This is a genomic window from Acidicapsa borealis (assembly GCF_059115245.1).
The window spans coordinates 2866926-2893852 of the sequence record NZ_JCACNY010000001.1 but is presented as its reverse complement, the minus strand read 5'-3'; the positions used below and the strand labels follow the sequence as shown (position 1 = coordinate 2893852).

Here is a 26927-nt window from a genome sequence, read left to right as displayed (position 1 = left end):
GCTATTGCTGGTCGAGTTGTGCCTTGAACGAACGTAGTCGCTGCAACGGGAGATAACCCGTGTCCGCACTCTTCCAGTTCTCTGCAGCATCGTGATAGGCGCGCGCAGCCTGCGCGTGGTCCCCAGCATGCTCGGCGGCTACTGCCAGCTGAAGTGCCGAGAGGGACAGATACGGAGAAGCCGGATAAATGGAACGATGATCCAGAACCTTTTGAAATTCTGCCGCAGCCTCTTGCCACTGCCCCTCGTTCAAGTAAGCGAGCCCCCGATAGTAGACAGTTGAGAAAAGCAATTCAGGGCACAATTCATAGGGCTGCGCTTTCTGAAGGGATTGAATTGATTTCTCCGGATCGTGTTGGGCCAGCGCGATCGCTGCATCCACCGTGGCCAGTTGCAGCGAGTTCAAAAGCGTGTCTTGAGGTGAGAGATTCGCTGCCTTCCGCGCCTGCGCACGAGCACCCGCATCGTCTCCTGACCTCGCCATCACAAGCGCAGCCTCGGCCTTGACATCGGCGCCCTCACCTGCCATCTTCAGTGCCGCCACAATATGCTGTTTTGCTTTGCCTGGATACCCCGCGTCCGACGCAAGCTGTGCTTCTTCAAGCTCAATCATCGCTGCAAACTCAGTGAGGTCATGATGGAGCGCATTCTCTCTTGCCTGCGAAAAGAGATGCTCTGACTCAGCCAGCCGTCCGTGTGATGCGGCGATTTCAGCTTCGAACAGGAGGAGTGTGCTTTCGAGAGGTTTACCCTGTCCCCACCGCATCTCGCGCTGCATCGAAGCCTCGTCATTTCTCAGGAAAGCCCCCGCATAGCAGGCCAGGTGCATATCCACCATGTTGCTCTTTTCTGCCCTTGCTCTGCATAGCTTCGCCAGCGCCTCGTAATCTCCAGACATGGAAAGCGCTCGTGCCAGCAGCGCATATGGTTGCTCCAGTTGAGGATTCAGTTGAATTGCTTTGCGCGCCAGAACACCTGCCTGCTCTCCCTGACCCAGACGCAAGTATTCCAGCACAAGATTATTGACGGGAACAGCATCGCGTGGGTAAGAGTCGATCCAGAGTTGGTAGATCTTGATTGCCTGCCAGATCTGACCAGTGGCAGAGCTGTAGTAACCGGCTGCAATATAGAACCGTTCTCGGTCTGTGGCGCGCTCGCGAAGGTTGAAAGCCTTCCGGTAATACTCGCGGCTGAGCGCTACCTCTCCGCTGGCAGCATAGATCCCACCAAGGCAGGCATAGGCCAGCGTAAACTTTGGATCGAGAGCAATGGCCATCTCGAGGTCAGGGATCGCCTCGGATGCACGCCCGCTTCGAAATTTCGCATCTCCAAGGGAATAAGCGCGCAGCGCGCCCATCGAGTCTGACGTCGCCTGATCCAGAGGAATGTTAGACCTGAGAATCGAGCTTTCCGGCTCGCCTAACCGCCGCCGCATCTTATCGGTGGCAACGCTGAGAGCCTGCAGTACATCCCTGTTCGAGCGCGCCACAGCCAGTTCGCTCGCAAGCGACTGGCCATCCGCGCACCGCCAGGCCGAGACCCGTACAGCATACTGTTCCTCTCGCTGTATCAGTTCTCCACGCAACAACACTCGCGCAGGTACCGCAGTGCACGCGTGAAGTTCATCGGACAGCGTCGGAACATCGGACGTACGGGCAAGCTGCCGCGCAACAGCCAGGTTCAGATAGGAAGACTCTTCCAGTTTCACCCGAAATGGAAGAGTCAGGCCCGTGTCAAAGTCATGGCTTCCCGTACGATTGACAAATGCGCCGACGACCACGCTGTCCTCACTGTGAATGAGAGGACGCGAGAATCTCCAGTAGCCATAGAAAGCGAGCCCTGTCAGGAAAACGGCCAAGGTCAGCAACCCATACAGAGAGGGCCGCCCGAAGACACGCATCTTGTCCTTCGGTACAGGCACCGGCGGCACTTCAGTCAAACCGGCAGGCACCTGCTCCGCGGCTGCTTCAATTGACTGCTCCTCCGAGTGCAATTCCAGCACCGGCTCGATCAGAAACTTATATCCCTGCTTGGGCACCGTCTCCAGATAGACCGGATCGGAAGCGCAATCTCCCAACGCCTCGCGCAGCTTCGTCGCCGCAACACGAAGGTTCGTATCAAAATCCACGAACGTGGTGTCGCCCCAGATCTTGCTGCGCAGTTCTTCCCGCAAAACCACTTCATTCGGCTTCTCAAGCAATGCCAGGAGCATACGGAAAGGCAGCTTCTGAATCCGTACCTGCTTCCCCCGATGGAAAAGCAGTTCATCGCCGATACGAACCTCAAATTCATGGAAACGGTAAGCGATAACTTCCTGGCTGCTGGAAAGTGATACGGGCATGGTAACTCCATCATAACAATCACTGTACCCGGTAAGGAGTGCCGGCAGGCGCTGCGAAGACCCGGCTCTAGAGTCACCATCGAAACAATTCCACAGACACGCGCATAAACACCCCGGTTAACAGTCAATTTATTTGACAATCCTCCAGCCACCGTCCCTCATGGATCAAGACACAACATAAAAGACAGCATCCAGTGCCTAACATCCGCAGGATTCGATGGAAAAAGATGTACCGTCACACTCCTTCATTTCCCCGGAGTAACCTTCGTTCTTGCCGTCCTTGATTGACTTTTACCCCAGGCTCTAGACCGAACGACTCGACTCACCAGTTTTACTCGCCGGCTAGGCAAGGTCACGTTCCATGCGACCGCGCACCAAGCCTCTCCGCAATAGACGACACAGGGCCACCCCGCCCCTGCTACGCCTGCGAACTAGCTTCCATGGGATCCCTGCATGCCGAATGGCAGCGTCCCATCGTGGCGTTCGATGATGCATGCAACGATTCGCAATTCCAACCTATGTTAATTGGAAATCCAAATGCTTCTTGTTGAACCTGAAGTTGATCCACGTGTTGATCCCGGCGACCAGATTGATCCTGATAGCGGTCTCTCTGAGTTCACCTATCATCCGAAGCCCATGCTGACTCCAACGCTTTGGAGTCGCCTGACCTATGTCCCGCGATTGATCTGGTGGCGCTTCAACGGGCCAGAGTCTGAAGCCGCAGCCTGGCGTCGAAACCATTACTGACACACGCACATAACTCGCAGATTCCAGGTATCTCGCAGTCGACCATGCAGATATGCCTGTTCGACTGTGCAACCGCAAGACAGCTACACAGACTCGCGTGTTAACCGGCCAGTTAACGGCCAATTTATTTGACAATCCTCCAGCCACCGCCCTTCATGGATCCAGCCACCACGCAACAGACTGCATACAGCACCCAATATCCACAAGATTCAAATGGAGAAAATGTGACCTCAAGTCGTTTAATTTCGGCAGCCCGAAAATTCTTCCCTTTCGCCGGACTAGCCGTCGTGTTTGCCGTCATCTGCCAGGCTCAAACTGTCCCTCAGATCACCCAGCAGGTTCTCGATTCGCAGCTCACAACTCTCAAAGGCAATGTCCATCCATTGGCTCAGGCGAAATACGATCAGGGAGCCTTGCCGGATTCAGCGCCATCTGGCGGCCTGACGCTGGTACTCAGGCGCTCCCCGGAGCGCGAGACCGCATTGCAGCAGTTCCTCGCAGAGGCACACAAAAAAGGCTCTGCCAATTTCCACAAATGGCTGAAACCGGATCAGTTTGGCCAGCAGTATGGCCCCTCCGACGAAGACATCGCGACCGTGGAATCCTGGCTTCAATCGCACGGCTTCTCGATCGGGAAAGTAACTCCAGGGAAAACGGCGATTCAGTTCTCAGGCACCGCAGGACAGATCAAGAGCGCCTTCCACACCTCGATCCATCGGTACAACGTCCACGGGGAAGCTCACCACGCAAACTCGACGGATCCGCAAATTCCTGCCGCCCTCGCCCCAGTCATTGCAGCGGTCAATGGCCTGAGTGATTTTTCGCCGAAGCCTTTGGCTCACCCGCTCGGCAGAGCCACCATCGATTCAGCCTCGCATAAAGCTACCCCGCAATGGACAATCCCGGGCGACACGCACCCGTATTACACCCTCGCCCCGAAGGACTTCGCCACGCAGTACAACCTCGCGCCGCTATATGCTGCCGGGATCAACGGCGCCGGTCAAACCATCGGCATCATCAACGTATCCAATATCGACCTCGGACAGGTCAGCGCCTACCGCAAGCTCTTTGGCTTGGACAAATCCGGTGCCACCGCGAATCTCCCCCAGGTCGTCATCGAAGGTGCCGACCCCGGCGTGAACTCCGCAGCCATCGAAGCCTATCTGGACGTGGAGCAAGCCGGAGCGGTCGCCCCCCAGGCGACAGTCAAACTCTACATCGCAAACGACCTCAACTACGCCATTCTGCGCGCTGTTGCCGACGACGAGGCAAGCGTTCTGAGCGTGAGTTTCGGAGAATGCGAAGCCTATCTGGGCGCAGCCCAGATGTCGTTCTACAACGCAATCTGGGAGCAGGCAGCAGCCCAGGGACAGACCGTACAGGTCTCCACCGGCGACTCTGGCTCGGCAACATGTGATGCATTTGGAAATCAGTTCGCCCTGCTCGGATTGCAAGTCAACGGTTTGGCCTCCACTCCCTGGAACGTCGCGGTGGGCGGCACCGACTTCTATTACAGTGACTACGCCTCCGGCGGCGCCAGCATGGCTACGTACTGGAGCCAGACAAACGATGCCAACTATGGATCGCTTCTCAAGCCCATCCCCGAGCAACCCTGGAACGGCACCGTCTATGGGCTGAACACACTGCCTGTGGCCTCCTTCAGCGCCGCCGGCGGCGGGCAGAGCAGTTGCGCAGTCCCCGGCGTTGGGACCAACCCGATCTCGGCGACTGGAATCGCTGACTGCTCCAAACTGGCCGGCTTTCCCAAACCGGCGTGGCAATCCGGACTCGGCGTTCCAGATGACAACGTCCGCGACCTGCCCGACGTCTCCCTGTTCGCCTCTTCCGGCTCCAACTACACCTTCTATCCGCTCTGTGTCGAACCCGGCGACTGCGTCAACACCGACTCCTCAGGAGTCTTGTACGTCACGGGCGTCGGGGGCACATCGGCCTCAAGTCCCTCCTTCGCCGGCATCATGGCACTCGTCAACCAGAAGTACGGTCCGCAGGGGCAGGCCAATTACGTCCTCTATCCACTGGCAGCCCGCAATCCCGCTGTCTTTCATGACGTAACTGTCGGCTCAAACAACGTGCCCTGTACTCTGGACTATCCCCCGTACACGGTCGACTGCACTGCCGATGCAACCGGAGGCGGTTTCTCTCTGCATGACTGGCCAGCCACCGAGGGATATGACCTTGCAAGTGGCCTGGGCAGCGTAGATGCCAACGCACTCGTCACGAATTGGGACAGCGTCAAGTTCGCGTCTACCAACACCACATTCGAAGCAACACCAGGCAGCATCACACACGGCCAGAAAGTTACTCTCACCGCGTATGTAGCACCCACCTCCGCTGCATCGGTCACCCCAACCGGGAGCGTCGCCGTCATCGCAGACGCAAACCTGCCTGACAATCGAGGTCAGCTTGCCTTGAAGCTGGATGCCACCGGAACCTCCGCGACGACGGTGGACTATCTTCCCGGAGGCACCTATAAACTCTACGGCCACTATGGCGGAGACTCTGCCTTCGCCAGTAGCCAGTCAACCCCCGTCTCGATCACCGTAAGCCCGGAAGAAAGCTCTCTCGTCATTACAACGGCGCAATTCAGCAATTTCCCTTTCGGCGGTCCGTTTCCGAACGGATCCACCTTCCCCTACGGTGCACCGGTCGGATTGACCGCGCAACCCGTCGGAGCCAACGGACAGACCGATTCGTACGCCACAGGGAGCGTCACGTTCCTCGATAACGGCGCTCCGGTCGCAACCGTTCCCCTCGGTGGCGGCAGTGCCAGCTATTACCCGCAGGGTCTGACCGTCGGCAACCATAGCTTCACCTACAGCTATTCAGGGGATGCAAGCTATCGCGCCTCTTCCGTCACCACACCAACCACGTTCAGCATCGTCCAACCGCTCCCTCAGCAGATTCTCATCGGCTACATTCCTGGCACACTCAACCTCAGCGCCGGTGCGTCCTTCCTGGTCCTCTTCGAACTCTGCCCACAGGCATCCGCGGGGATTGCACCCACCGGCAGCGTCGTCGTAAGCCTCGGCCCGCTAACCCAGACAGTAACCCCTATTCCCGCCGCTCCTGGGTCAGGCCAATGCTCCCCCGGCGAAGCAGTCTTCAGCAACCTCGCGCAGGGAACCTATCCAGTCGCGACCGGATACCTGGGCGACAGCTTCTACGCAGCGCAGCCTATCTCACCCGCTGGTTTCTCCGTCCAGGTAGGACCGGCAAATGGCTTGTTGCCGACCTCCACCGCTCTCACCCTGACCTCGCCAAGCGACCAGAGCACCATCCAGCCCGGCACATTGGTCACAATCACAGCAACGGTGACAGGCAGCTCCAGCGCGCCAACGGGTATCGTCGAGATCATCGGCATCAACGCGGCGGGTAAGCTGAAGCCCACAGCAGACGGACATACTTCGACCACCACGATCACCTTCCCTGCATACGAAGGAACCTCAGGAGCACCCTTGTCCGCAGGCCTCCTTTCCGCGAGCTATCAGGGCGACTCCACCTACAACACCTCCATCAGCCAGGTACTGCAATACAAATACAACGCTCCCGGCGACTTCTCAATCGTCACCACGACACCGAATATCACCATCGCTTCAGGCGCGTCCGGCTCCGCCAACATCGTGGTTAACTCGCTGGCCCCCTTCAGCGGCAACGTCAATCTCAGTTGCGTTGTGACTGGCAGTGGAACGGTTCTTCCCCTGTGCACCGTACCCGCCAGCGTAGCCGTCACCTCCAACGGAATGGTCTCCACCACTCTGCAATTGGCAACATCCATTCCAGCAAAAACCACGCAGTCGGCCAAACTCTCATCGCGCGGCCTCTGGACCACTGGTGGCGGAGCAGCTCTGGCCTGCGTCTTCCTCCTCGGCATACCCTCGCGCAAACGCAGAGGTCAGGCGATCTTTGGCCTTCTACTGTTCGTCAGCCTTGGCTTTGGATTGCTAACCGGCTGCGGCGGAAGTTCAAAGACTTCAATCCCCACCCCACCGGTGCAACCGACCTTGGTTCCCGCCGGCACGTACAACGCGGTTCTCACAGCCTCGAACGGCACCTCAACTCACAACATCGCAATCACCATCGTCGTGCAGTAGACATCAGCTCGCTACTGAACCAAAACCGATTCAACCAGGGGTTGCAGATGTTCGTCTGCAACCCTTTCCTTTTGGAGGATGGCCCAAAGTCAACGTTGTAGGTATGCCGGTCTTCGCACCTCGGGAGTCGCGTCGCGCCGAAAGCGAAGAATTCAAATGCAAGAGATGGCTCACGCAAGAAATCGAGATGCTAGGTCGAATATTTCGACAGCATCTCGATCGTGTTTTTCTGAAGCTTCTATTGGTGCCCGGAGGGGGACTTGAACCCCCACTCCCTTGCGGGTGACGGATTTTAAGTCCGCTGTGTCTGCCAATTTCACCATCCGGGCATCTACCGCGCAGCTCCTCAAAAAGCAAGCCAGCGCTAGCATCATGCTACCGGAGATGGGGCCTGGAGCGATAGTTACGGTACGCGGAAAACCAGCGACTCACTGCACCGAGCGATAGCGGATAGTATCCCCGTCGAAGCCAAACTCCGCCGAGCATTCGTCGCCCCCGCAAATCATCGTTTCAAAGCCATGCAGCTGCCGCCGCGTGATCAAGCCGACAGTGCCGCATCCAGGGCACGCAAGCACCGCAACGAAGGGGTTGTTGCCCTGACCGAGCGAGTTCGGCCCTTCCAGCAGAAAGACCGTGCCAGGTTCCATCTTCTCGGGAATCCATGCTTCGAGGAACTGCAACTCAGCTGTCATACTTCCCCTCCAATGGGTGAATTCGACAGGGTTGCGACCAAAACGTAAGCCGCAACCTTGGGTAGTTCGCAGCAAGCCGTGATGTGAAGCATCTTCCGGAACAGGTTCTTTACGTTTACGTACGCTCAGTCTTTCGTGCGAAATCAAATTCGTCAATCACAATCGCAAACTGATGTCCCGTATGAACAAAAATTCATCATGCAACCCTACCGCTGCGTCGCTGCCCCCAACGCCGGCCGCACTGCCGTTCGCATAGAAGCGGTAGGAGCCTTCACCGCAGCAGCGACAGGCTGAGCCGCAACTGGCGACACCTCATCCCGCAGCGGCTCCCTGACCCCATCTTTAGGCTGCCCCGCAGCCAGCCCGGTAGCCTGCGCCTTCTGCAGACTCTGCGCGTAGACATCAATACCCCGATAGATATCCTGGTTGCGCAAAATCCCCTGCACATACTCCCGCGTCTCGGTAAACGGAATCGATTCCACAAACTCATCGATGCCGTGATACGGCCCCGAAGCCTGCCAGTCCGTCACGCGATTGTCGCCGGCGTTATAGGCCGCAAGCGCATACTCCGGCACCCGTCCAAACTTCTCCATCGTCTCCCGCAGATACCGCGTACCCAGCCGGATGTTCAACAACGGATCAAGCAATTGCCGAGGCTCAATCGATCCAATCCCCTCTTCGCGCGCCATCTGCCTGCCCACCGAAGGCAGGAGCTGCATGAGCCCGTACGCGTTCGCCTTCGAAATCGCGGACGGATTGAACTCCGACTCCTGCCGGATCAGAGAAGCCACAAGGTAAGGGTCGAGCCCGTTCTTCGCCGACTCCGCCTTGATCGTGTCCCAGTAAGGCTCAGGGAACAGAATCCGCCAGTACTCCAGCGGAATCGACTTGATCGGCGCAGAAGCCGCAAACGGAAGCGTCCGCTTCAGTACCCGCATCGCACGGTACGTCTCTCCGTACGACATGTAAATCTTCGCCTCGGCAATCCCGCTCCACGACGAGCTCCCCGGCGCTGCAGCAATCTCCTGCGGAACATACTCCGTCAGCCCGGCATTCACCAGCAGATGCGCCTTGATCAGATGCGGCTCACCCTCCGGGAACGCCACCTCCAGCTTCGGAATGACCGCAGGAGCATAGTTGTCTAGGACCGGCGCCGCAGCCGGCACAGCATCCCCCAGTGCAGCTAAGCGCTGCTTGGCCATTTGCGCATAGAAGTAGTGCGAATAGACCGATACAACCTTGCGATAATGCGCCGCAGCCATCGCCGGTTGATGATCCAACTGCTCATACAGCCGCGCCCGCCAGTACAGCGCGCTGACAGTCTCCTTCGCGCCGGGATACTGCTTGATCTGTTCCTCAAAAATCTGCGCGGCCTGCGGATACAGCCCCTGCCGGTAAGACCACCATCCCGCCCGCCAGTGCGCTGCCGCAGCATTCTTGTCCGCCGGGAACTTCTCCGCCAGATCGGCATAGTACGTTACCGCGCGCGCATAATCCTTGCGCAGCAGATACATGTTGCCACTCGAGAACAGCGCCTCCGCATACCACTGGCTTCGCGGAAAACTCGTCTTCAGAACGTCCACGTACGCAGCCTGCGCAGTCAGATCATCGCGGTTCCGCGCCAGCTCCATCAGCAGATAAAGCCGCCGCGCGCCATTCTCATCGTTGGTTTGCGCCAGGCCCTCAGCCTGCTCCCGCGTCAGCCGCTTCAGCTTGAGATCACAAGCCGCAGCCGCCACGGCAAAGCCGTTCCGCTGCGCCAGATCCGCGCCACTCTGCCGCGCCAACGCATGATACTGCTCGGAAGCCTCAGCATACTTCCCGCCGTTGTAATACGCATCCGCCAGGCTGCGAACCTCGGTCGGCGTCAGCGTCGACTCCAGCCCCAGCGCCGTCAACCGCGTCCGCGCCGTCGAAGCCTCAAAGGTCAGCGGCCAGGTTAGCAGCACATGCTTGTACACCCGCCCCGCCTCAGCGCTCTGCCCCAGCGCTTGGTCAACCTCGCCCAGCGCAAGCTGGTATCCCGCGCGCCCCGCAGCCTCAGGAGCAGCCGCCAGCACCTGCCTCGCGCCCGCAGCATTGTTCATTCCCAGCAAAACCTGCGCTTCCAATTCCGGGATCTGCCCGTTAAAAATGCTCCCCGGATTCCGAACCGCGAATCCCTTAAGCAAATCTTCAGCTGCAACATCGTTCCCGGCATCATGCTGCGCCTTCGCTCCCAGAAAGTCGGCATAATCCGCCAGCGCATCCCCAGCCACCCGCGCCAGCCGAAAGTTCGTAGCCGCCTCGGCAAACCGGTTGTCCAGCAGATAAGCATGCCCCAGCGCAAGATAAGCAGCCGAAGCGGCCTCGCCCGTGTGCGACTTGGCATAAGCCGCAACTCCCGCGTATGCCGCTGCAGTGCGCTGGGTAGCAAGTTGTTGCGCCATCGGCCGCAGCTCCGTAGAAGCCACAAACGCCTGCTTCAACTTCGCCGCCTTCGCCGACCTCCCGGCGTTCCGTCCCGCAGCAGACTTAGCCGTCGCCTTGCCGGTCCTGGGCTTATGCTTCACCGCGGCAAACCCAGGCAAGGCAAGCGTAAACATAGCCAGCGTCAGCCCCATAACGCCAGCCGCAACCCGATCCCGGTAATTCCAATTCATGCTTTGAGTCTATGCCGATTTCCCATCTTTCGCAGTTCCGCCACGCCCAGCGAATCCAGAAAGCGAACCACCCCCGTCAACCTGCTTGGAAACACCATCCTCGTCCGTTACACTGATCTTTCGGCACAAGCACAGCGTGCAAAGTGGAAAGGCAGCGGATTTTTCGCATCTATCACGAATGGCGACCATCCAAGTAACTGGGGAGAACGAGCAGCATCCCGACGTAGCACTGGTAGACAGTGCGCGTGGAGGAGACGTTCATGCCTTTGAAACACTGGTCAACAAGTACGACCGGCAGATCTTCCGCATTGCGCAGCACATCACGCAAAATCGCGAAGACGCGCAGGATGTAGTCCAGGATGCATTTCTAAAGGCGTACGAGAAGTTGGATCAGTTCCAGGGCAACAGCAAGTTCTACACCTGGCTGGTTCGCATCGCGGTGAACGAATCCCTCATGCGGCTGCGCAAGCGCCGCACCGGGAAAATGGTCTCCATCGATGATGATATTGAGACTGAAGAAGGCAGCGTCCCGCGTGACCTCGCCGACTGGAGTCCCAATCCGGAACAGAACTACGGCCAAGCAGAACTAGCCGAGATTTTGCGAAAAACGATTCAGGGACTGCCGCACGGTTTCCGGATCGTCTTTGTACTAAGGGATGTGGACGGGCTGTCCACGGAAGAAACGGCTGAAACCCTCGGATTGAGCGTTCCCGCCGTCAAATCGCGACTGCTCCGCGCGCGGCTCCAACTCCGCGAACGTCTCAGCCGCTACTTCCGCAAAAAGAAGGCTGGTGAGAAGTGACCTGCACTGAGTTTCTGGCTCTGCTCGACGAACTGATCGATGACGATATCTCCTCGGCCACCCGCGCCCAAATGCAGGAACACCTCGGGGGCTGCGACCACTGCGAAGTAACCCTGAGCACCACCCGCAAAACCATCGAAATCTACCGCTCCCACGAAGTCTACGAACTCCCCAACGCAGTCCGCGAGCGCCTCCACGCGGCCATCATGGCCCGCTGCAAAAATGGCTGCTAAAACCACCAAAGGCCGCTCCCCAGGAGCGGCCTTTGCAAGTTGTTCCCTGTTCCCAGTTCCCTGCCTTCACATCGCCTTCCGCCACCACGCCGACTTCTCAAACCCAAGAAAATGCGTCTTCGCCCCGCGCGATAGATAGAAGTCCTGCGCCTTCTCGCCCTCAAACTTCGAGCAGTCCGGCCAGCTGTCATCCTTGTCGAGCCGCGTAGCCTTCTGGTGCGGATCCACCAGCACAATCTCGTGCGACGAGCAGGCCACAACCGTCTGAGCCTTCAGGCTGAACGAGGTTCCCGATGCTCCGTCCGCCGGCACACGGTTCGCCAGATTCGTAAGCACCACCATAAACAGAAACACGGCAGCAACAACCAAGATTCGTTTCATAGCAGGGGGCAGTCATCGCGAAGTAAATTTCCGACCGGGATGGCCAATCTTGCTCAGACTTCCCAGGCAGTTAGCTCGCAACTGCACACAGTATAGCCCTGAATCAAATCAGCACAAACAAGAATGCACCCCAGCTCACGGAAGGGGTGCATCCTGTTACAGCCATACCAAATCAGCCAGATCGGGCTAGTTGTTATCCTCGCGCCGGTGCAGCGTTGGCTTATCATCCGGGCTCGCGTTGGGGTCCGTCTGCTGAGCCGTCTTGTCATCCTTCGAAGTGCTCGCCTTGCGCAGCGAAGGCTTCTTCCCGTCCTTCGAGTCCGTCAGCCGGCGCTTGTTCTGAATGCGCGCCAGTCGGGCCTTCACATCGTCGAACTCTGAAGTCGTAACCGTGTACTCGTCCTTCGCCGGCAGAATGTGCGAAATCTCATTCTGCGAGTGCTCAATCCGGTCAGGCGTTTGCGGATGGTCCGAGAACGCCTTTGAAACCAGCCCCGGCTTGCGCTTCTCCAGCGCCTGGATTTTCTCAAAGAAGCTGATAAACGCCTGCGGATCGTACCCGGCGCGGTACATATACTGCACGCCCAGATAGTCCGCCTGCGCCTCAAACTCGCGCGAGAAGTGCAGGAAGGTAATCGGCACGCCAATCGAAGCCGCCTCGTAAATTCCGTACCCTGTCCATCCACCAATGAAGATCAGCGGAATCGTTCCCAGCTGCGCGTAGTTCGCGCGCGTCATCTGCCGCGCTGCGTGGTGCGCACACACATGAGCCGTCTCATGCGCCATCACGCCCGCCAGCTCCGCTTCCTCATCCGCATTCAGGATCAATCCCGAATTGACGTAGAAGAAGCCCCCCGGCAGCGCCATCGCATTGATCTCGTCCGTATCGATCACCTTGATCGTGAACGGCACCTTGCAGTCGGAGTTCTTCACGATATTCTGCCCGATGCGGTTCACATACTCCGTGACCACAGGATCGGTGATGAACTTGGTGCTCTTCTCAATCTCCGCAGCGTACTGCCGTCCCATGCGAATCTCGGAGTCCGTCGAGTACCAATTCCCCATGCCGCGCGCGCCGATGTCGCGATTCCCCACCGCGCTCACATCGTCGATGCTGCCAGGCTTGATCGTCTCCATATGGCTGCCCGGTTCCGCCAGCACAATCGGCGTCCTCGCTGCAGCCGCGGCCTTGGCATCCTCCTGGGCCTTCTTGCTGGCCTTCGAATCCTTGCTGTCCTTGCCCTTGTCTTTTGCCGCATCCCCCGAATCCTTGGAGGAATCATCGGGCGGCTTGGAAGCATCCGCTGGCGTTGCATCCGGAGTGGTCGTCTTAGTCGCCTGCCCGTCGCCCGACTGAGCATAGCTCGCCGTCGCCATCCCCAGCGGCAAAGCCAGCAGCAGCCCCGGCAGCAAAATCCGTGTGCGCAAATAGCTCAGATTCATCTGTAGCCTCCCGGCAGCCGCACCTCGCCTCACTCTGGATGCAGTTCCACCTCGTTAGACGACAGTATGCGCTCTTTCGTAACAACCGTACGATCTGATTTTCATGCCGCGCATAAATCTTTGCCCGCCAATAAAATCCACTTCAAACTTCACTCAAACCCCGTTCCCTAAGTATCAATTGGAAGAAGAAGCCGTCTGCGATAAAGTGGAGGGCAACATGCAAGCCAAACAACCGCCGTACCGGACCCTCCGAATGCCAGCTCCTCTCCGTCGCCGAAACCTTCCCGCGACCATTTTGAACTCGGCAGGATTTCTGGTTGCGGTTGTGATGCTGGCCCTCGTCGCCTTGACCGCCCCGGCCCACGCAGTGCAGGCAAAGCCGTCCGCTCAACCAGACCAGCCCGGTCAGTCCGATCACCCCCACGGGCCGCCTCTCGGTCTTCCCCTGCCGCACCCTAGAATCAGCGCGCCCAAAGGCAATGTGCCGCCAGCAGGAACTGATGTCAACTTCGACGCCACAGGCATCGGCTCGCCCCTCGTCCTCGACCACAACTGGCGCCTCGGCATTGCCCCCGGCTCTGAACCCGCTAAACCTGATTTTGACGACTCGCAATGGCCGGTCCGCGACGCCAAAGAGGCCTTGGCAGACATCAAAGAACCACCCGACGACGACGATCGTCCTCCCAGCCCCGAGGACCGCCGGAAGCATCCCCGCGGCAACCGTCCCTTCGCCTGGTTCCGCATCCACATCCAGTTGCCCGAAAATCATGCCCCCCTGGTCGTCATGGTCCGCGTACCCGTCTCCCGCAACTCGCAATTCTCCGTCGGCACCGGCACCGTCGGTATGGACCTCTACGCCAACGGCAAGAAGGTCATCCCTGCAGGCCCGCAGCCATCCACACCCGAGTCCTATCAACAAATCTCCCGCATCTATCCCATAGACATCCCAAGCACCCAGACAGACCTGGTCATCGCCGTCCGAACTCCCTTCAACAACCTCGGCATGGATGCCTACACCAGCTTCTTCGCCCATCGCACCTTCTTCATTGGTGAAAAGGAAGACCTGGCCTCGCACCTCGATCTCTGGAACCACGCCATGCTTTTCGAACGCCTCCCGTCCCTCATCGACGGCGGCATGAAAATGATGCTGGCCCTGTTCCTCTTCGCACTCTTCTATACCCAGCGCGATCACCGCGAATACCTCTGGCTCGGACTCCACCTCATCTTTGTCGCACCCATCGTCTACATCAATACCGCTGGCAGCATGGGACAGCTGGATCAGCTCTGGATGGCTTCCCTCTTCACAGAATGCCTCCTTATCTCCGCCTACTTCTACTTCGAGTTCCTCGTATCCTTCCTCGGACTGCGCCGGCGCTGGTACATCATCGCCCTGCGCTACTCCGCGCCGTTGCTGCTCTCCGTAGGACCGCTCCTGCTACTGGTGCGCGAAAGCCAGGCCATCGCCATTGGTCTTGTAATATCGATTCTCTTCGCCGCCCTATGGACCTTCTCCTGGATCCTCTTCGTAGGCCTGACCCTCACCATCGCCGCCATCAAGCGCAACTACGAGGCGGCCCTGCTCCTGCTGCCGCTCCTCCTCAGCATCGTCGGCACCATCGAACTAGCCTCCACCGCCGCGTCCTCCAGCTGGCTCGGTACCCCCATGCAGTCCCCGCTCACCTTCGAGGCCGGCCCCATCCCCATCCACTTCTCTGACATTGCCGACTTCGCCGGAATCTTCGTCATCATCCTCATCATCTTCGTCCGCTTCCAGCGCATCCACCGCGAACGAGAACGCGCCTCCAGCGAGCTCGCCGCCGCCCGCAGCGTTCAGGAGCTGATGATCCCCCGCGAGTCCCCGCAAACCCCCGGCTTCCACGTCGACACCGTCTACAACCCGGCCACCGAAGTCGGCGGCGACTTCTTCCACATCCAGGCCACCGGAGACGGCGGCCTCCTCGTCGTCATCGGCGACGTAGCCGGCCACGGACTCCAGGCCGCCATGAACGTCTCCATGGTCATGGGCGCCCTGCGCCGCTCCCCGCAAACGGACCCCGCCGCCCTGCTCGCCGGGTTAAACGAAGTCCTCATCGGCAGCTCCAGCCTCACCACCTGCGAAGCCGCCTACTTCTCCGCCACCGGTGAACTGGTCATCGCCAGCGCCGGCCATCCGCCGCCGTACCTCAACAGCCAGGAAATCGTCCTCCCCGGCGGCCTTCCCCTAGGCGTAGTCCCCGGCGTCACCTACGAGGAGACCCACCTCTACCTTCACCCTGGCGACCGTCTCCTCATGATGTCCGACGGCGTCTCGGAAGCCCGCAAGTCCAACGGTGAGCTCTTCGGCTTCGAGCGCGTCCGCAACCTCAGCAGCCAGTCCGCCTTCTATATCGCCAACGCCGCCAAGGAATTCGGCCAGGAAGACGACATCACCGTCCTCACCGTTCGCCGCCTGGTCCATGGCGCCGCAGCTGCCGCCTGAGTTAAGCAAATGGTAAACTCACTTTCAACGTCGTCAGAAGTCAGGAGTCAGGATGGCGACCAACGTAATCTATGAAGCAGAAGATAATTTAGGCAAACTCCTTGATCGCGCTGAGGCTGGAGAGGAAGTTGTCGTCACCCGCCACGGGAAACCATCCGCCCGTCTTATACTACTGCCCGTTGTGACAGAGGCCGACACGCAGCGAGCCCTTGAAGCCCTTGATCGCATAAGCCAGCATGCCAAAGAAATGAAATTAGGGCCCTTTAATTAGGAGGGGTGGAAAGCCTACCGTGATGAGGGGCGTCGGTGAGCCTGGTACTCGATTGTTCGGCAACAATGGCCAATATCTTCGAGAAAGAACGAACCATCGCTATCGAAGACGTTTTCTCAAGAATCGCAATCTCTGGCGGTTGGATTCCGGCTCTCTGGAAGATAGAAGTTGCAAATACTCTTAACGTAGGAATGAAGCGTGGTCGAATCAACATGGTGGACCGGCAGAAAGCCCTGTTGCATCTGAGCTCCCTGCCGATCTTCCTTGATTCACAAACTGACTTTTTCTGTTGGAATCGGACCATCGGGCTAGCTGAGCAATACAAATTGGCCGTACACGACGCTACCTATCTCGAACTAGCTTTGCGCCGGTCCCTCCCGCGAGCCACCCTCGACCAGGACCTCCGCACAGCAGCCCAGGCCGAAGGCATTCCGCTCCTCGGCCTGTAACTAGCCGCTAAACCAGGTTCTTCTTCAGAAACGCCAGCGACCGCTCCCGGGCCAGCTTCGCCGCATCCGCCACAAAAGCATGTGGATCGGCATCCCGGTTGAACGCATGTCCCGCGTCATACCAGAAGATCTCCACATCCGGATTCGCCGCATGAACCGCGTCCGCCACCGAAGCGGGAATGTGCTCATCCTTGGAACCAAAATGCAGCATCACCGGAGCGTTCGGCTTCTCCGTAGCAAAGTTGCCAATGTACCCGCCGTAATACCCCACCGCCGCGCCAATCTTCAGTCGCGTCGCCGCAAGCCAGGCCATCGTTCCACCAAAGCAGTACCCGACAACGCCAACCTTCTTGCCCGATTCCTTAGCTGCATATTCGATCGCCGCTTCCACATCGTTCAGCGAAACCACCGGGTTCAGCTTCGGAACAAAGCTCATCGCCGCCTTCCACCCCGCCTCGTCATAGCCCAGCTCCACGCCTTTTTCGAAGCGGTCAAACATCGCCGGAGCCACCGCCAGAAAACCATCCTTCGCATACCCATCCGCCACTGAACGAATATGCGCATTCACCCCGAAAATCTCCTGCACAACGATCAGCGCAGCAATCGGTTCGCCCACAGGCCGCGCCACATAAGCGCCGATCTCAAACCCATCCGCAGTCTTTAACGTTACAAACTCACTCATGAAATCTCCTCAAAAACCTCGCCGGAATAACCAGCCAATCCAAGCCTAAACCATCTCAGAGAACCCGACTTCATCTCACAAAAAAGCCCCATCCACGAAGGATGAGGCCTTTGCATTTGCCGACCAAAGGGAGGCGTCCGCCCGCACGGCAGGTGCCAGGTGCCTAGTCGTAGTATTCCAGTCCAAGATGAGTGATCAAATCCTCACCCATAATGTGCCGCAACGTGTTTTTCAGCTTCATCAGCTGAATAAACAAATCGTGCTCTGGATACAGCCCCGGCGCAGTCTGTGGGCTCTTCCAGTAGAAGCTCAGCCACTCCTGAATCCCGATGTTCGCCAACTGCGGCGTCCGTTTCGCCAGATCCAGAAACAGCACCAGATCCAACGCAATCGGCGCAGCCAGAATCGAATCGCGACAAAGGAAATCTACCTTGATCTGCATCGGATAGCCCAGCCAGCCAAAGATATCGATGTTATCCCAGCCTTCCTTGTTATCTCCACGCGGCGGATAATAGTTGATCCTTACCTTGTGATACAGATCCTTGTAAAGGTCGGGATATAACTCAGGCTGCAGGATAAAGTCCAGCACTCCCAGCTTCGACTCTTCCTTCGTCTTGAAGCTCTCCGGATCATCCAGCACTTCGCCATCGCGATTGCCCAGGATGTTCGTCGAATACCAACCCGCCACACCCAGCATCCGCGCCTTGAACGCAGGCGCAAGCACAGTCTTGATAAACGTCTGCCCCGTCTTGAAATCCTTGCCCGTAATCGGCGCGCCATACTTCTTCGACAACTCCACCATCACCGGCAAATCGACAGTAAGATTCGGCGCACCATTGGCAAACGGCACACCCTCCTTCAGCGCGGCATAAGCATACAACTGCGAGGGCGCGATCGAAGGATCGTTGTCCACCATCCCCTTTTCAAAGGCCTCAATCGACTGATGCACAGCCGTAGGCTCAAGAAAGATTTCCGTCGATCCAGCCCAAAGCACCACTACACGATCCACAGTCTTCTTGAACGCCTGAATGTCGGCAATCAACTGCATCGCAAGATCGCACTTATGCTTGCCCTTCTTAACATTTGTCCCACTCAGCCGCTTCACATAATGCTGGTCGAACACCGCGGGCATCGGCTTGATCGCCTCGAGAAAAGGCTTGATCTGCGCCAGATGATCATTGTCCAGCACCTTCGCATGAGCCGCAGCCTCATACACGTTGTCATCGAACAAATCCCAGCCAGTGAAGACAATATCGTCAAGATCTGCCAGCGGAGCAAAGTCCTTGATCAGCGGCGACTTTCCATCCGTCCGCTTGCCCAGCCGTACAGTACCCATCTGCGTCAGCGAACCAATCGGCTTAGCCAGTCCACGCCGTACAGCTTCAACACCCGCAATCAAAGTAGTGGCCACAGCGCCCATGCCCACCACCATCACACCTAACTTCCCGGTAGCCGGCGCAATCTGCTGCGCGGCTGTTTCATGCGTTGCCATTCTGTCTACAACCATCCCTTCTGTTCTTAGTGCTTCCATAGACCGCAGTAGCCAAATTAACTTACAAATCCAGCGAACTTGCTGACTCGCTCACGCGCGCTAACTCGCGGCTTCACTACCGGCGCCGCGCTTCTTCCAGTGCGTCCAGACAAACCAAACCACCGCTGCTACCAACGCAAGTTCCACGACTAAATGGAAGCGATGAAACCACTCATGAAACCGCGGATCGCTGTTCCACTTATCGCCCAGTTGCTTGCCCACATAAGCCAGCGCAAAACACCACGGCCACGATCCCACAAACGTATAAACGTGAAATCGCAACTGCGGCATCCGTGCAATCCCAGCGGGAAACGCGATAAACGTCCGCACCACCGGAAGCAGCCTTCCAATCAGCACAGCAATCGACCCACGCTTCTCAAAGAAGGCCGTCATGCGGTCCAGGTCGCGAGGGCTCATCAACACATAACGGCCATACTTCAGCACCAATGGCCTTCCGCCCAAAGCGCCCACCCAGTAAGCAACCACGGATCCAAGGTTGCAACCGATTGCGCCTGCTGTGGCTACCAGGATCAGCCCCATCCACGCATCACCACCGCCAAATCGTCCGGTCGACACCAGGTAACCGGCAAAGGGCATGATGATTTCAGATGGAAGAGGAATACAGGCCGACTCTATGCCCATCAACAGCGCCACACCAGCGTAGCCAGTAGAGCTGATGACACGAATTACGAACTGCACAAGAAACGACACAATATGTTCGGTCACAGCAACCAAGTATAACCGCCCACCCACACCCGCCGTTCCAGTAAGCAGCCCTCTCGTTACCACTTTCAATAGAACAAGAATTTCAACACCAACCAAAGCTCCAGGCGCCAGAGGCACGTCAAGATATCAGTCCAGAGCATCCCCCTGGATAAACATCAAAGAAAGACCCTAAGGCCGAAAAGCAGCCCTATCCACCCCTCGCGCATTATCCTTGAAGAAAGAGGATCAAACCGTGCCAGAAACCCCAGCAGTCCCCCTCACGCTCGAAGGCTCCCCCATGCTCCACCAACTCTTCCGCTTCCATTGGAAGGCTTGGCGCACTCTCTCCCCTGCCGAGCAGCAGCGCATCGCCTCCGCCGCCATTGCCAAACTCAGCACCCTGGCAGACCCCGGCGATTCCGGCACCAAACACCAGACCGCTCTCTTCTCGCTGCTCGGCCACAAAGCCGACCTCATGCTCGTCCACGTCCGCGAATCCATGGAAGCCCTCAACCAGGTCGAACTCCAGCTCGCCCAGACAGAACTGTACGACTACCTCGAGCAGACCTACTCCTACGTCTCCATCGTCGAACTAGGCCTCTACGAGTCCACCGCCAAGACCTACTCGGCACTCACCGCCCAGGGCATCGTCCCCCACACGCCCGAGTGGGATGCCGGCATCCAGGAAACCCTCGACCGCCAGGCAGCAGCCATGGCCACGCGCATCTACCCCGCCCTGCCCACGGCCAAATACATCTGCTTCTACCCCATGGACCGCAAGCGCGGCGAAGCCGTCAACTGGTACACAGAATCCATGCCTGACCGCCAGCACATGATGCACGACCACGGCCTCATCGGCCGACGCTACGCCGACCAGGTCCGCCAGATCATCTCCGGCTCCATCGGCCTCGACGACTGGGAATGGGCAGTAGACCTCTTCGCCGACGACCCCGTCGTCTTCAAACGCCTCATCTACGAAATGCGCTTCGACGAAGTAAGCGCCAAATACGCCCTATTCGGCAGCTTCTACGTAGGCCTAAAACTCCCCTTCGAAAAGTTAACCAATTGGCTAAACGGAACGCTTTAACAGTCATGAATCTAACTGCGTCCCAATTTCTAAGGAACCCTGAAACGATTGCGATCAACGAGTCAAATCTCTACTACGCAACGAAGATTTATACCTTCGGCTTCAACCAGCTGGAAATTGAGATCGAAGAAGCCTACGTCAACGAATCCAAGCGAGGCCAGATTCTCGCAGCCATTCTGCCCGGGCTGGGTTCTCTGAATGAATCCAGCGCGCCTATCGAGGTAAGTCCGAGTGGCAAGAGCTTCCGGCTTAGTTGGAAGCTGTGTGCGGCGTATTGCGTTACGGAGGAACTAGTTGGCAGTTGCGGCCATTACGAAGATGAAAAATACGAAGGATCCGTACTGCGCATATACGAGAAATCGAACTTTCTCGCACATCTTCAACGCGACACGGGTGGTCACACAGGCGACCTCAAACACGTTAAGCTCGTAACCTTAAACCACCTGATCGACATCGCTTTCTATGATTGGCCGGAAATTGTCGAATTATCGCCTGAACAACAATTGCCCGTTTTATGACGCAATCATGATCTGCACGCGAGTGCCCTATCCTTTCCAACCTCATCTGGAAAGCGTGGGCTATCACTGACGCCGCCCATCGTGGAACAATAAACCCCATGCCCACGAAGCCCACAAAATCCGCCGCGAAGAAACCAGCAGCAAAGAAGCAGCCAACAAAAAAATCAGCCATCAAGAACGCGGCAAAGAAGCCCACAAAGAAAGCCGCGGCAAAGCCCCTGCCAGCCAACCGCCCCGCCGGAAAGAGAATCGCACAAGCCCCCTCCGGCCACGGCGTAGCCAAGCTCGAAATCAAGCCCGACCGAGTCAAAGAAATCCTCGACATCCTCCATCAGACCTACCCCGACGTCGAGTGCGCGCTAGTCCACAAAGACGCCTGGCAGCTCCTGGTCGCAACGATCCTCTCCGCCCAGTGCACCGACGTCCGCGTCAACATGGTCACCCCCAAACTCTTCGCTACCTACCCCACCCCGGCAGCTATGGCCGCCGCACCCATTGAAGCCCTGGAAGAGCTCATCCGCACCACCGGCTTCTACCACAACAAGGCAAAATCCATTCAAGGTGCAGGCCGAGTCATCAGCGAGCAGTTTCACAACAAAGTCCCCGAAACCATGGCCGAACTCCTCACCGTCCCCGGCGCCGCCCGCAAGACCTCCAGCGTAGTCCTGGGCGTAGCCTACGGCAAAGCCGAAGGCATCGTTGTCGACACACACGTTTACCGCCTGACCCGCCGCCTGGGACTCTCCCGCAGCGACACCCCGCAAGCCGTAGAGCAGGACTTGATGAAAATCATCCCCCACAGCCGCTGGATCGAATTCAGCCACGAACTCATCCACCACGGCCGCCAAATCTGCGAAGCCCGCAAACCCAAATGCGCCGCCTGCCCCCTCGAACAACTCTGCAAAGCCCCAGACAAAACCTGGCATTCGTAAGGGCAGCTCTGCAGGGTTTTCGGACCTGTTTTTCTTGTTGTCATTCCCGTAGGGAATCTGCTGTTGCCCTTGTCCGCACTAAAATAGGGCCACGCATGCCAAATCAGCCCATCACCGAACAAGACCTGACCCACCTCCGCCATGCCATCGACCTCGCCGCCCAGGCCCGCGCCCACGGCGCCCACCCCTTCGGTGCCCTGATCGTCAATGGCGAAGGCAAAATCCTGGTCACCGCCCGCAACAACGCCGTCCCACCCAAGGGCGACCCCACCCAGCACGCCGAACGCCTGGCCTGCTCCCTCGTAGGCCGCCAGTTCACCCAAGCCCAGCTAGCCACCGCCACCCTCTACACCAGCACCGAACCCTGCGCCATGTGCTGCGGAGCCATCTTCTGGACCGGCATCCGCCGCATCGTCTATGCCTTCCCCGCCAAATCCCTCTACGCCCTCACCGGCCCCAACGCCCCATCCCTGGAACTCCCCTGCCGCGAACTCCTCGCCCACGCCAACCACCCAACAGAGATCCACGGCCCCCACCTCGAGGAAGAAGCCGCCAAAGTCCACGAAAACTTCTGGACCAATCTATCGGAAGAAACAGAAAAGCCTCCCACTCCAGCAAAAGAGTGAGAGGCAATCCAACAGAGCCGGCTGTTCCCTATTCCCTGTTCCCTATCCCCAGCACCACAGCATCAACCAGCCGCTGCAGATCCGAAGCCAGCGCTTCCCCAGCCGGCTCCCACCCAAACTCCCGCATCGTCGCCGAAGTCACAGGCCCAATCGAAATCCCCGGTACCACGCCATTAGGCCCAGCCAGCGGAAATCCAACATCAGCCTCCCGAGCCACCTCCGCCAGATTCCGCACCGAAGAAGAGCTGGTAAACGTAGCCGCATCGATCCCCGTCTGCAGCGCCTCCGCCAGCCGTTCCCGCGAACCCTCCGGCAGCACCGTCTGGTAGGCATCCACCACCGTCAAATTCGCACCAGCCTTGGTCAAGCCCTCAGGAATCACATCCCGAGCCACCGCCGCCCGCGCCAGCAAAACACGCCGCCCTGCAATCTCTACCCCCAGCGCATCAACTAGACCCTCAGAGTTATAGCTGTCCGGCACCACCGTCACGCGGAAACCAACCTTCCGCGCCGCCTCAGCCGTCGCCGAACCCACCGCCGCCACCTTCAGCAGCTTGATCTCGGAAACATCCAACCCCAGCGCCGTACAACGCGCCGAAACCGCCTGCACCGCATTCGCGCTCGTCAAAATCAACCAGTGATAGGTATCCAGCTTCTTAATCGCGCCATCCAAAGCCTCCAGCGAATTCGGCGGCCGGATCTCCAGCACCGGAACCTCAACAGGCTCCGCCCCTAGCGCCTTCAGCCCATCGCTCAACTTCCCGGCCTGCTGCACAGCACGGGTCACCAGCACACGCTTGCCCGTCAAAGGTCCCACAATCCCTGCCACAACTTCACTCAAAGCATCCCAATTCCTTCAAACAGTTCCGCTGCACCCTGCTTCACCAGGTCCGCCGCAACAGCACGGCCCAAGTCCTCCGCACAATCCCCAACAGCCCGAGCCCGAATCACTCGTTCCCCAACCGGCTCAGCAACAATACCAAGAATTTCGTAGCTCCCTGCCTCAGCAGGCCAGCAATAAACCCCAATCGGCACCTGGCATCCACCGCCCAGTGCCGCCAACGCAACCCTCTCCGCTGTCACCGCGAACCTCGTCGTCGCATCGTCCAGAAACCTAACGGCCGCAGCCGTCCGCGTGTCTCCCGCGCGAATCTCGATACCAAGCGCACCCTGGCCCGGCGACGGACACACAACCTCGGGCGAAATCCGCTCTCGCACCCACTCCGTTTTTCCGAGCCGGTCCAGGCCCGCCGCCGCCAGCACAATCGCCGCCGCTTGCCCCTCTCCGAGTTTCCTAAGCCGCGTGTCCACATTGCCGCGAAACTCCACATACTCCAGATCGCTCCGCAGATGCCGCAGCTGAGCACGCCGCCGCAAACTGCTCGTTCCCACTCGCGACCCAGCCGGCAACTCAGCAAAACTCGCAAAATCCTTCGAGACCAGAACATCCCGAGGATCAGCCCGCTCCGGCGTCGCTCCTAGAACAAACTGCGCTGGCAATTCGGTTGGCAGATCCTTCAGCGAATGAACCGCCAGATCGATCCGCCCAGCCTCCAGCGCCTGTTCAATTTCGAGCGTAAACATCCCCTTCGTCCCAACCTGAGCAAAAGTGACCTCCTGCAAGCGGTCTCCTGTGGTCTTAATGACTTCAATTTCAACCACATACCCCTGTCCGCGCAGCAACCCGGCAACATGATGCGCCTGCCAAAGCGCAAGCTGCGATCCTCGCGACCCAATCCGAATCTGCCTGTCAACCGTCAAGAACGCACCTTCTCCGCCGCCAAAGCCACAGCATCCTCGATCTGTGCCTCTAGCAAAGACTCCCCGGAAGCTGGCCCAATCAATTCCGTTCGCTCAACAAGCACCGGCCCAGCCTCCGCCTCAATCCCATACACCGCCCGAATCGCCTCCACCCGCGCCAGATCTCCATCCCGAGCCGCCTGCTTCAGCGCCGACATCGGTCCATGCAAAAACTTGTTCATCAGCGCCCGGCTCATCGCCTCCACAGCCGCCGCCTGCTCCACCGTCAATCCCGCCAGCCTCGCCTGCGCCCGCCGCAACTCAGCCTGCCGCAGCTCCTCAGCCCGCATCTGCAAACCCACGATCGCCGGAGCCACATTCACCGTCCGCAACTTCAGGTGGTACCGCTCGACCTCGGCAGCAATCACTGCCTCAGCGTCCGCCGCCTCCCGCGTCCGCTCCTCAAGATGCGCAGCAGCCACCTGCTGCAGATCGTCAATGTCGTAGAGGAAAATCCCCTCCAGCCGGTTCATCTCCGGATCCACATCTCGCGGCACAGCAATATCGATAAAGAACATTGGCCGGTTCTTCCGCTTCTGCAGAAAAGCCTGCCCATCGGATTTTCTGAATATCGGCTCCTGCGCCCCGGTCGAGGTAATCACGATGTCCGCCGAAGCCGCCGCCGTCCGCATCTCGCCCCACGGAATCACCTGCAGTGCCACCTTCGTATCCCCAGCAGCAGCAAATTTCTCCGCCATCGCCACAGCCCGCTCCGGCGTCCGGTTCGTCACCAGGATCATCCCCGCGCCCTGCCGGATCAGATGCCGCGCCGCCAGCTCACTCATCTTCCCCGCGCCAATGAGAAACACCGTCTTCCCATGCAGCGACCCAAAGATCTTCTGCGCCAGGTCGACCGCCACAGAAGCAATCGAGACCGTCGAACTCCCAATCTCCGTCTCCGAGCGCACCTTCTTCGCCGCCGCAAAGGCCGACTGCAGCAGCGGATCAAGCTGCGCCGCCACCGTTCCCGCCTCGCGCGCCACGGAGTAAGCGTCCTTCACCTGCCCCAGAATCTGCGGCTCCCCCACCACCATCGAGTCCAGACTGGCAGCCACCCGGAACAGATGCCGGATCGCCTCCCGGTCACGAAACTCGTAAAGGTGGTCCTGCAACTCCGCCGGCTCAATCCGGAAATGCCGATGCAGAAACCCAGCCACATCCGCATCCGGCTCGGCAGCAGTCAGTATCTCTACGCGATTGCAAGTAGAAAGAATCATCGCCTCAGACACGCCAGCGATCTCCACCAGCGAATGCCCCGCCCCAGCCAGTAACTCACGCGGAATCGCCACCCGCTCGCGCAGCTCAATCGGAGCCGTCCTGTGGTTGATCCCCAGCAGCCGCAGAATCATGGCGCCGTAAACCTGTGCACCTGGCTAAGCTGGTTGGCCGCAAACACAATCAGCATCACCACGAACACGCCGCTCGAGAGATAAGCAGCCCTCCGCCCCCGCAACCCGGCACTCCGCCGGATATACAAGAGCACGACATACAAAATCCACATCGCAAACGAGAGCAGCACCTTTGGATCAGCAAAATACTCCGGCCCAACACTCGCCTGCGCCAGCAAAGACCCCACCAGCAATCCCAACGTCATGCAGGGAAACCCAAACAGCAAAGTGGACTGCGCAATCCGCTCCAAAGTATCCAAAGGCGGCAACCGGTCCAGAAACCCCGCCCGAAGCAGCGGCTGTGGATGCCCCACCCTCGCCACGCCATCGTTTTTGTAGCTAGCTTGGGAAGTGCCGACCCCAGCAAACCCCACCACCCGCAACGGATTCTTCAACCGCCGCTCCTGCACCAGGTACAGAAAACTGGCCACCATGCTGAATCCCAGCGCCGCATAAGCCGCCAGCAGGAAGGCAATATGCACCACCAGCCAGCCCGTCTTCACACCCTCCGAAGGAAAGGCATACCGCGTGGTCCCCAGAGCCGGAACAAACACCAGCAGGAACGAAGCCGGCAGCGCAAACACCCCAAACGAAAGCGTCCCATAAATTCCGCCAATCGCCAGAAACAGCGCCGCAATCACCAGTCCCAGCAGCGACTCCACCTCGCCATACCCCACCGGGTAGTAACGATGCGCCAACCCCAGCATCTCCGTCACCGAAACCAGGTGAAACAGAAACGCCAGCCCCGCAGCCGGCAAACAAACCTTCCGCCACCGCGGAAAAGCATAGAGCACAGCCGGCAGCGCAGTAAGACTCGCCACCGCATACAAAACCGCCGCCACCCTAAGCCAAACCAGATACATGCCAACCCCAGCTAAACCCTAATCTCTAAGTATACTGTGCCCCCAAACACCACAAAACCAACCCAAGACCGACCTCGGAGCGATCTCTCTTACTCCCTCTCACAAGCTTGTCATCCTGAGCGAGGCCCGAAGGCTGTAGTCGAAGGATCCGCTATGCCTTTGCAGTTGTCGTTGCCTTTGCCGTCGTTTTTCTTGTTGTCATT

The 26927-nt window shown here is 58.7% G+C and carries 23 protein-coding genes and 1 tRNA gene; 11 read left to right on the top strand and 13 right to left on the bottom strand.

The features are described from left to right. Nucleotide 1: 1 nt before the first annotated feature. On the bottom strand, nt 2–2341 hold the full coding sequence (locus AC5S27_RS11820; protein ID WP_493934761.1) for a winged helix-turn-helix domain-containing protein: 2340 nt from the start codon (nt 2339–2341) through the stop codon (nt 2–4). Nucleotides 2342–2878: 537 nt separating this feature from the next. Here AC5S27_RS11820 and AC5S27_RS11815 point away from each other — a divergent pair. Continuing rightward, nucleotides 2879–3088: a hypothetical protein gene (locus AC5S27_RS11815; RefSeq protein WP_493934760.1), complete on the top strand. Its 210-nt coding sequence runs from the start codon at nt 2879–2881 to the stop codon at nt 3086–3088. A 224-nt stretch (nt 3089–3312) separates the two neighbouring features. Further along, nucleotides 3313–7200 carry a protease pro-enzyme activation domain-containing protein gene (locus AC5S27_RS11810; protein WP_493934759.1) on the top strand — a complete coding sequence of 1296 codons (3888 nt, stop codon included), beginning with the start codon at nt 3313–3315 and terminating at the stop codon, nt 7198–7200. 242 nt (nt 7201–7442) lie between these two features. Here the strand turns inward: AC5S27_RS11810 and AC5S27_RS11805 are convergent. The 3 genes from AC5S27_RS11805 to AC5S27_RS11795 form a co-directional block, all read right to left on the bottom strand. Next, nucleotides 7443–7529: transfer RNA gene (locus tag AC5S27_RS11805), tRNA-Leu, on the bottom strand. A gap of 99 nt (nt 7530–7628) precedes the next feature. Next, the gene (locus AC5S27_RS11800; RefSeq protein ID WP_493934758.1) at nt 7629–7892 is read right to left on the bottom strand and encodes a hypothetical protein; all 264 of its coding nucleotides are present in this window, start codon (nt 7890–7892) and stop codon (nt 7629–7631) included. 206 nt (nt 7893–8098) lie between these two features. Continuing rightward, nucleotides 8099–10534, bottom strand: a complete 2436-nt coding sequence (locus AC5S27_RS11795; RefSeq protein WP_493934757.1) for a lytic transglycosylase domain-containing protein — start codon at nt 10532–10534, stop codon at nt 8099–8101. 178 nt (nt 10535–10712) lie between these two features. Between AC5S27_RS11795 and AC5S27_RS11790 the strand changes: the two genes are divergently transcribed. Next, nucleotides 10713–11336 (top strand): sigma-70 family RNA polymerase sigma factor, encoded by a 624-nt coding sequence (locus AC5S27_RS11790; RefSeq protein WP_493934756.1) that lies wholly within the window; start codon nt 10713–10715, stop codon nt 11334–11336. Continuing rightward, nucleotides 11333–11569, top strand: a complete 237-nt coding sequence (locus AC5S27_RS11785; protein WP_493934755.1) for an anti-sigma factor family protein — start codon at nt 11333–11335, stop codon at nt 11567–11569. The genes AC5S27_RS11790 and AC5S27_RS11785 overlap by 4 nt, the downstream gene beginning before the upstream one ends. Nucleotides 11570–11635: 66 nt before the next feature. Here AC5S27_RS11785 and AC5S27_RS11780 read toward each other — a convergent pair whose 3' ends face one another. Both AC5S27_RS11780 and AC5S27_RS11775 read right to left on the bottom strand, forming a co-directional pair. Beyond that, a complete protein-coding gene (locus AC5S27_RS11780; RefSeq protein WP_493934754.1) occupies nt 11636–11950 on the bottom strand; it encodes a hypothetical protein in 315 nt (104 codons plus the stop codon). Nucleotides 11951–12136: 186 nt separating this feature from the next. After that, complete coding sequence (locus tag AC5S27_RS11775) at nt 12137–13393, bottom strand: M48 family metallopeptidase (RefSeq protein WP_493934753.1); 1257 nt, start codon at nt 13391–13393, stop codon at nt 12137–12139. Nucleotides 13394–13610: 217 nt separating this feature from the next. Here AC5S27_RS11775 and AC5S27_RS11770 point away from each other — a divergent pair, with 217 nt between their 5' ends. The 3 genes from AC5S27_RS11770 to AC5S27_RS11760 are packed head-to-tail and all read left to right on the top strand — an operon-like array spanning nt 13611 to nt 16592. Beyond that, entirely contained in the window at nt 13611–15872 is a 2262-nt protein-coding gene (locus AC5S27_RS11770; protein WP_493934752.1) for a PP2C family protein-serine/threonine phosphatase, read from the top strand. A gap of 52 nt (nt 15873–15924) precedes the next feature. Continuing rightward, nucleotides 15925–16143 carry a type II toxin-antitoxin system Phd/YefM family antitoxin gene (locus tag AC5S27_RS11765; RefSeq protein ID WP_493934751.1) on the top strand — a complete coding sequence of 73 codons (219 nt, stop codon included), beginning with the start codon at nt 15925–15927 and terminating at the stop codon, nt 16141–16143. Nucleotides 16144–16178: 35 nt separating this feature from the next. Continuing rightward, on the top strand, nt 16179–16592 hold the full coding sequence (locus AC5S27_RS11760) for a type II toxin-antitoxin system VapC family toxin (protein WP_493934750.1): 414 nt from the start codon (nt 16179–16181) through the stop codon (nt 16590–16592). Between the two features lie 7 nt (nt 16593–16599). Here the strand turns inward: AC5S27_RS11760 and AC5S27_RS11755 are convergent, their stop codons facing one another. The 3 genes from AC5S27_RS11755 to AC5S27_RS11745 form a co-directional block, all read right to left on the bottom strand. Further along, a complete protein-coding gene (locus AC5S27_RS11755; RefSeq protein WP_493934749.1) occupies nt 16600–17274 on the bottom strand; it encodes a dienelactone hydrolase family protein in 675 nt (224 codons plus the stop codon). A 163-nt stretch (nt 17275–17437) separates the two neighbouring features. After that, the gene (locus AC5S27_RS11750; RefSeq protein ID WP_493934748.1) at nt 17438–18766 is read right to left on the bottom strand and encodes an inositol-3-phosphate synthase; all 1329 of its coding nucleotides are present in this window, start codon (nt 18764–18766) and stop codon (nt 17438–17440) included. Between the two features lie 99 nt (nt 18767–18865). After that, a complete protein-coding gene (locus AC5S27_RS11745; protein WP_493937307.1) occupies nt 18866–19531 on the bottom strand; it encodes a DedA family protein in 666 nt (221 codons plus the stop codon). A 232-nt stretch (nt 19532–19763) separates the two neighbouring features. On the opposite strand from AC5S27_RS11745, the gene hemQ reads away from it, so the two are divergent. The 4 genes from hemQ (at nt 19764) to AC5S27_RS11725 (ending at nt 22673) form a co-directional block, all read left to right on the top strand. After that, nucleotides 19764–20597 carry a hydrogen peroxide-dependent heme synthase gene (gene hemQ / locus AC5S27_RS11740; RefSeq protein WP_493934747.1) on the top strand — a complete coding sequence of 278 codons (834 nt, stop codon included), beginning with the start codon at nt 19764–19766 and terminating at the stop codon, nt 20595–20597. Nucleotides 20598–20602: 5 nt separating this feature from the next. Continuing rightward, nucleotides 20603–21115: a hypothetical protein gene (locus AC5S27_RS11735; protein ID WP_493934746.1), complete on the top strand. Its 513-nt coding sequence runs from the start codon at nt 20603–20605 to the stop codon at nt 21113–21115. A 98-nt stretch (nt 21116–21213) separates the two neighbouring features. After that, nucleotides 21214–22047, top strand: coding sequence for an endonuclease III (nth, locus tag AC5S27_RS11730; RefSeq protein WP_493934745.1), 834 nt, complete (start codon nt 21214–21216; stop codon nt 22045–22047). A gap of 95 nt (nt 22048–22142) precedes the next feature. Beyond that, entirely contained in the window at nt 22143–22673 is a 531-nt protein-coding gene (locus AC5S27_RS11725) for a nucleoside deaminase (RefSeq protein ID WP_493934744.1), read from the top strand. Between the two features lie 28 nt (nt 22674–22701). Here AC5S27_RS11725 and AC5S27_RS11720 read toward each other — a convergent pair whose 3' ends face one another. From AC5S27_RS11720 to AC5S27_RS11705, 4 genes are read right to left on the bottom strand one after another with little or no spacing between them, the layout of a single operon-like run. Beyond that, on the bottom strand, nt 22702–23514 hold the full coding sequence (locus tag AC5S27_RS11720; protein ID WP_493934743.1) for a uroporphyrinogen-III synthase: 813 nt from the start codon (nt 23512–23514) through the stop codon (nt 22702–22704). Further along, a complete protein-coding gene (gene hemC / locus AC5S27_RS11715) occupies nt 23511–24434 on the bottom strand; it encodes a hydroxymethylbilane synthase (RefSeq protein WP_493934742.1) in 924 nt (307 codons plus the stop codon). The genes AC5S27_RS11720 and hemC overlap by 4 nt, the downstream gene beginning before the upstream one ends. Continuing rightward, nucleotides 24431–25822: a glutamyl-tRNA reductase gene (gene hemA / locus AC5S27_RS11710; RefSeq protein ID WP_493934741.1), complete on the bottom strand. Its 1392-nt coding sequence runs from the start codon at nt 25820–25822 to the stop codon at nt 24431–24433. The genes hemC and hemA overlap by 4 nt, the downstream gene beginning before the upstream one ends. Beyond that, complete coding sequence (locus tag AC5S27_RS11705) at nt 25819–26724, bottom strand: cytochrome C assembly family protein (RefSeq protein ID WP_493934740.1); 906 nt, start codon at nt 26722–26724, stop codon at nt 25819–25821. The genes hemA and AC5S27_RS11705 overlap by 4 nt, the downstream gene beginning before the upstream one ends. Nucleotides 26725–26927: the final 203 nt, after the last annotated feature.

Coding starts and splice junctions, on each gene's coding strand:
- AC5S27_RS11750 (WP_493934748.1), bottom strand. CDS start 18,766: ATGGCAACGCATGAAACAGCCGCGCAGCAGATTGCGCCGGCTACCGGG.
- AC5S27_RS11780 (WP_493934754.1), bottom strand. CDS start 11,950: ATGAAACGAATCTTGGTTGTTGCTGCCGTGTTTCTGTTTATGGTGGTG.
- AC5S27_RS11725 (WP_493934744.1), top strand. CDS start 22,143: ATGCCAAATCAGCCCATCACCGAACAAGACCTGACCCACCTCCGCCAT.
- AC5S27_RS11795 (WP_493934757.1), bottom strand. CDS start 10,534: ATGAATTGGAATTACCGGGATCGGGTTGCGGCTGGCGTTATGGGGCTG.
- AC5S27_RS11820 (WP_493934761.1), bottom strand. CDS start 2,341: ATGCCCGTATCACTTTCCAGCAGCCAGGAAGTTATCGCTTACCGTTTC.
- AC5S27_RS11770 (WP_493934752.1), top strand. CDS start 13,611: ATGCAAGCCAAACAACCGCCGTACCGGACCCTCCGAATGCCAGCTCCT.
- AC5S27_RS11815 (WP_493934760.1), top strand. CDS start 2,879: ATGCTTCTTGTTGAACCTGAAGTTGATCCACGTGTTGATCCCGGCGAC.
- AC5S27_RS11800 (WP_493934758.1), bottom strand. CDS start 7,892: ATGACAGCTGAGTTGCAGTTCCTCGAAGCATGGATTCCCGAGAAGATG.
- AC5S27_RS11735 (WP_493934746.1), top strand. CDS start 20,603: ATGAATCTAACTGCGTCCCAATTTCTAAGGAACCCTGAAACGATTGCG.
- AC5S27_RS11775 (WP_493934753.1), bottom strand. CDS start 13,393: ATGAATCTGAGCTATTTGCGCACACGGATTTTGCTGCCGGGGCTGCTG.
- hemA (WP_493934741.1), bottom strand. CDS start 25,822: ATGATTCTGCGGCTGCTGGGGATCAACCACAGGACGGCTCCGATTGAG.
- AC5S27_RS11790 (WP_493934756.1), top strand. CDS start 10,713: ATGGCGACCATCCAAGTAACTGGGGAGAACGAGCAGCATCCCGACGTA.
- AC5S27_RS11705 (WP_493934740.1), bottom strand. CDS start 26,724: ATGTATCTGGTTTGGCTTAGGGTGGCGGCGGTTTTGTATGCGGTGGCG.
- AC5S27_RS11755 (WP_493934749.1), bottom strand. CDS start 17,274: ATGAGTGAGTTTGTAACGTTAAAGACTGCGGATGGGTTTGAGATCGGC.
- AC5S27_RS11765 (WP_493934751.1), top strand. CDS start 15,925: ATGGCGACCAACGTAATCTATGAAGCAGAAGATAATTTAGGCAAACTC.
- nth (WP_493934745.1), top strand. CDS start 21,214: ATGCCCACGAAGCCCACAAAATCCGCCGCGAAGAAACCAGCAGCAAAG.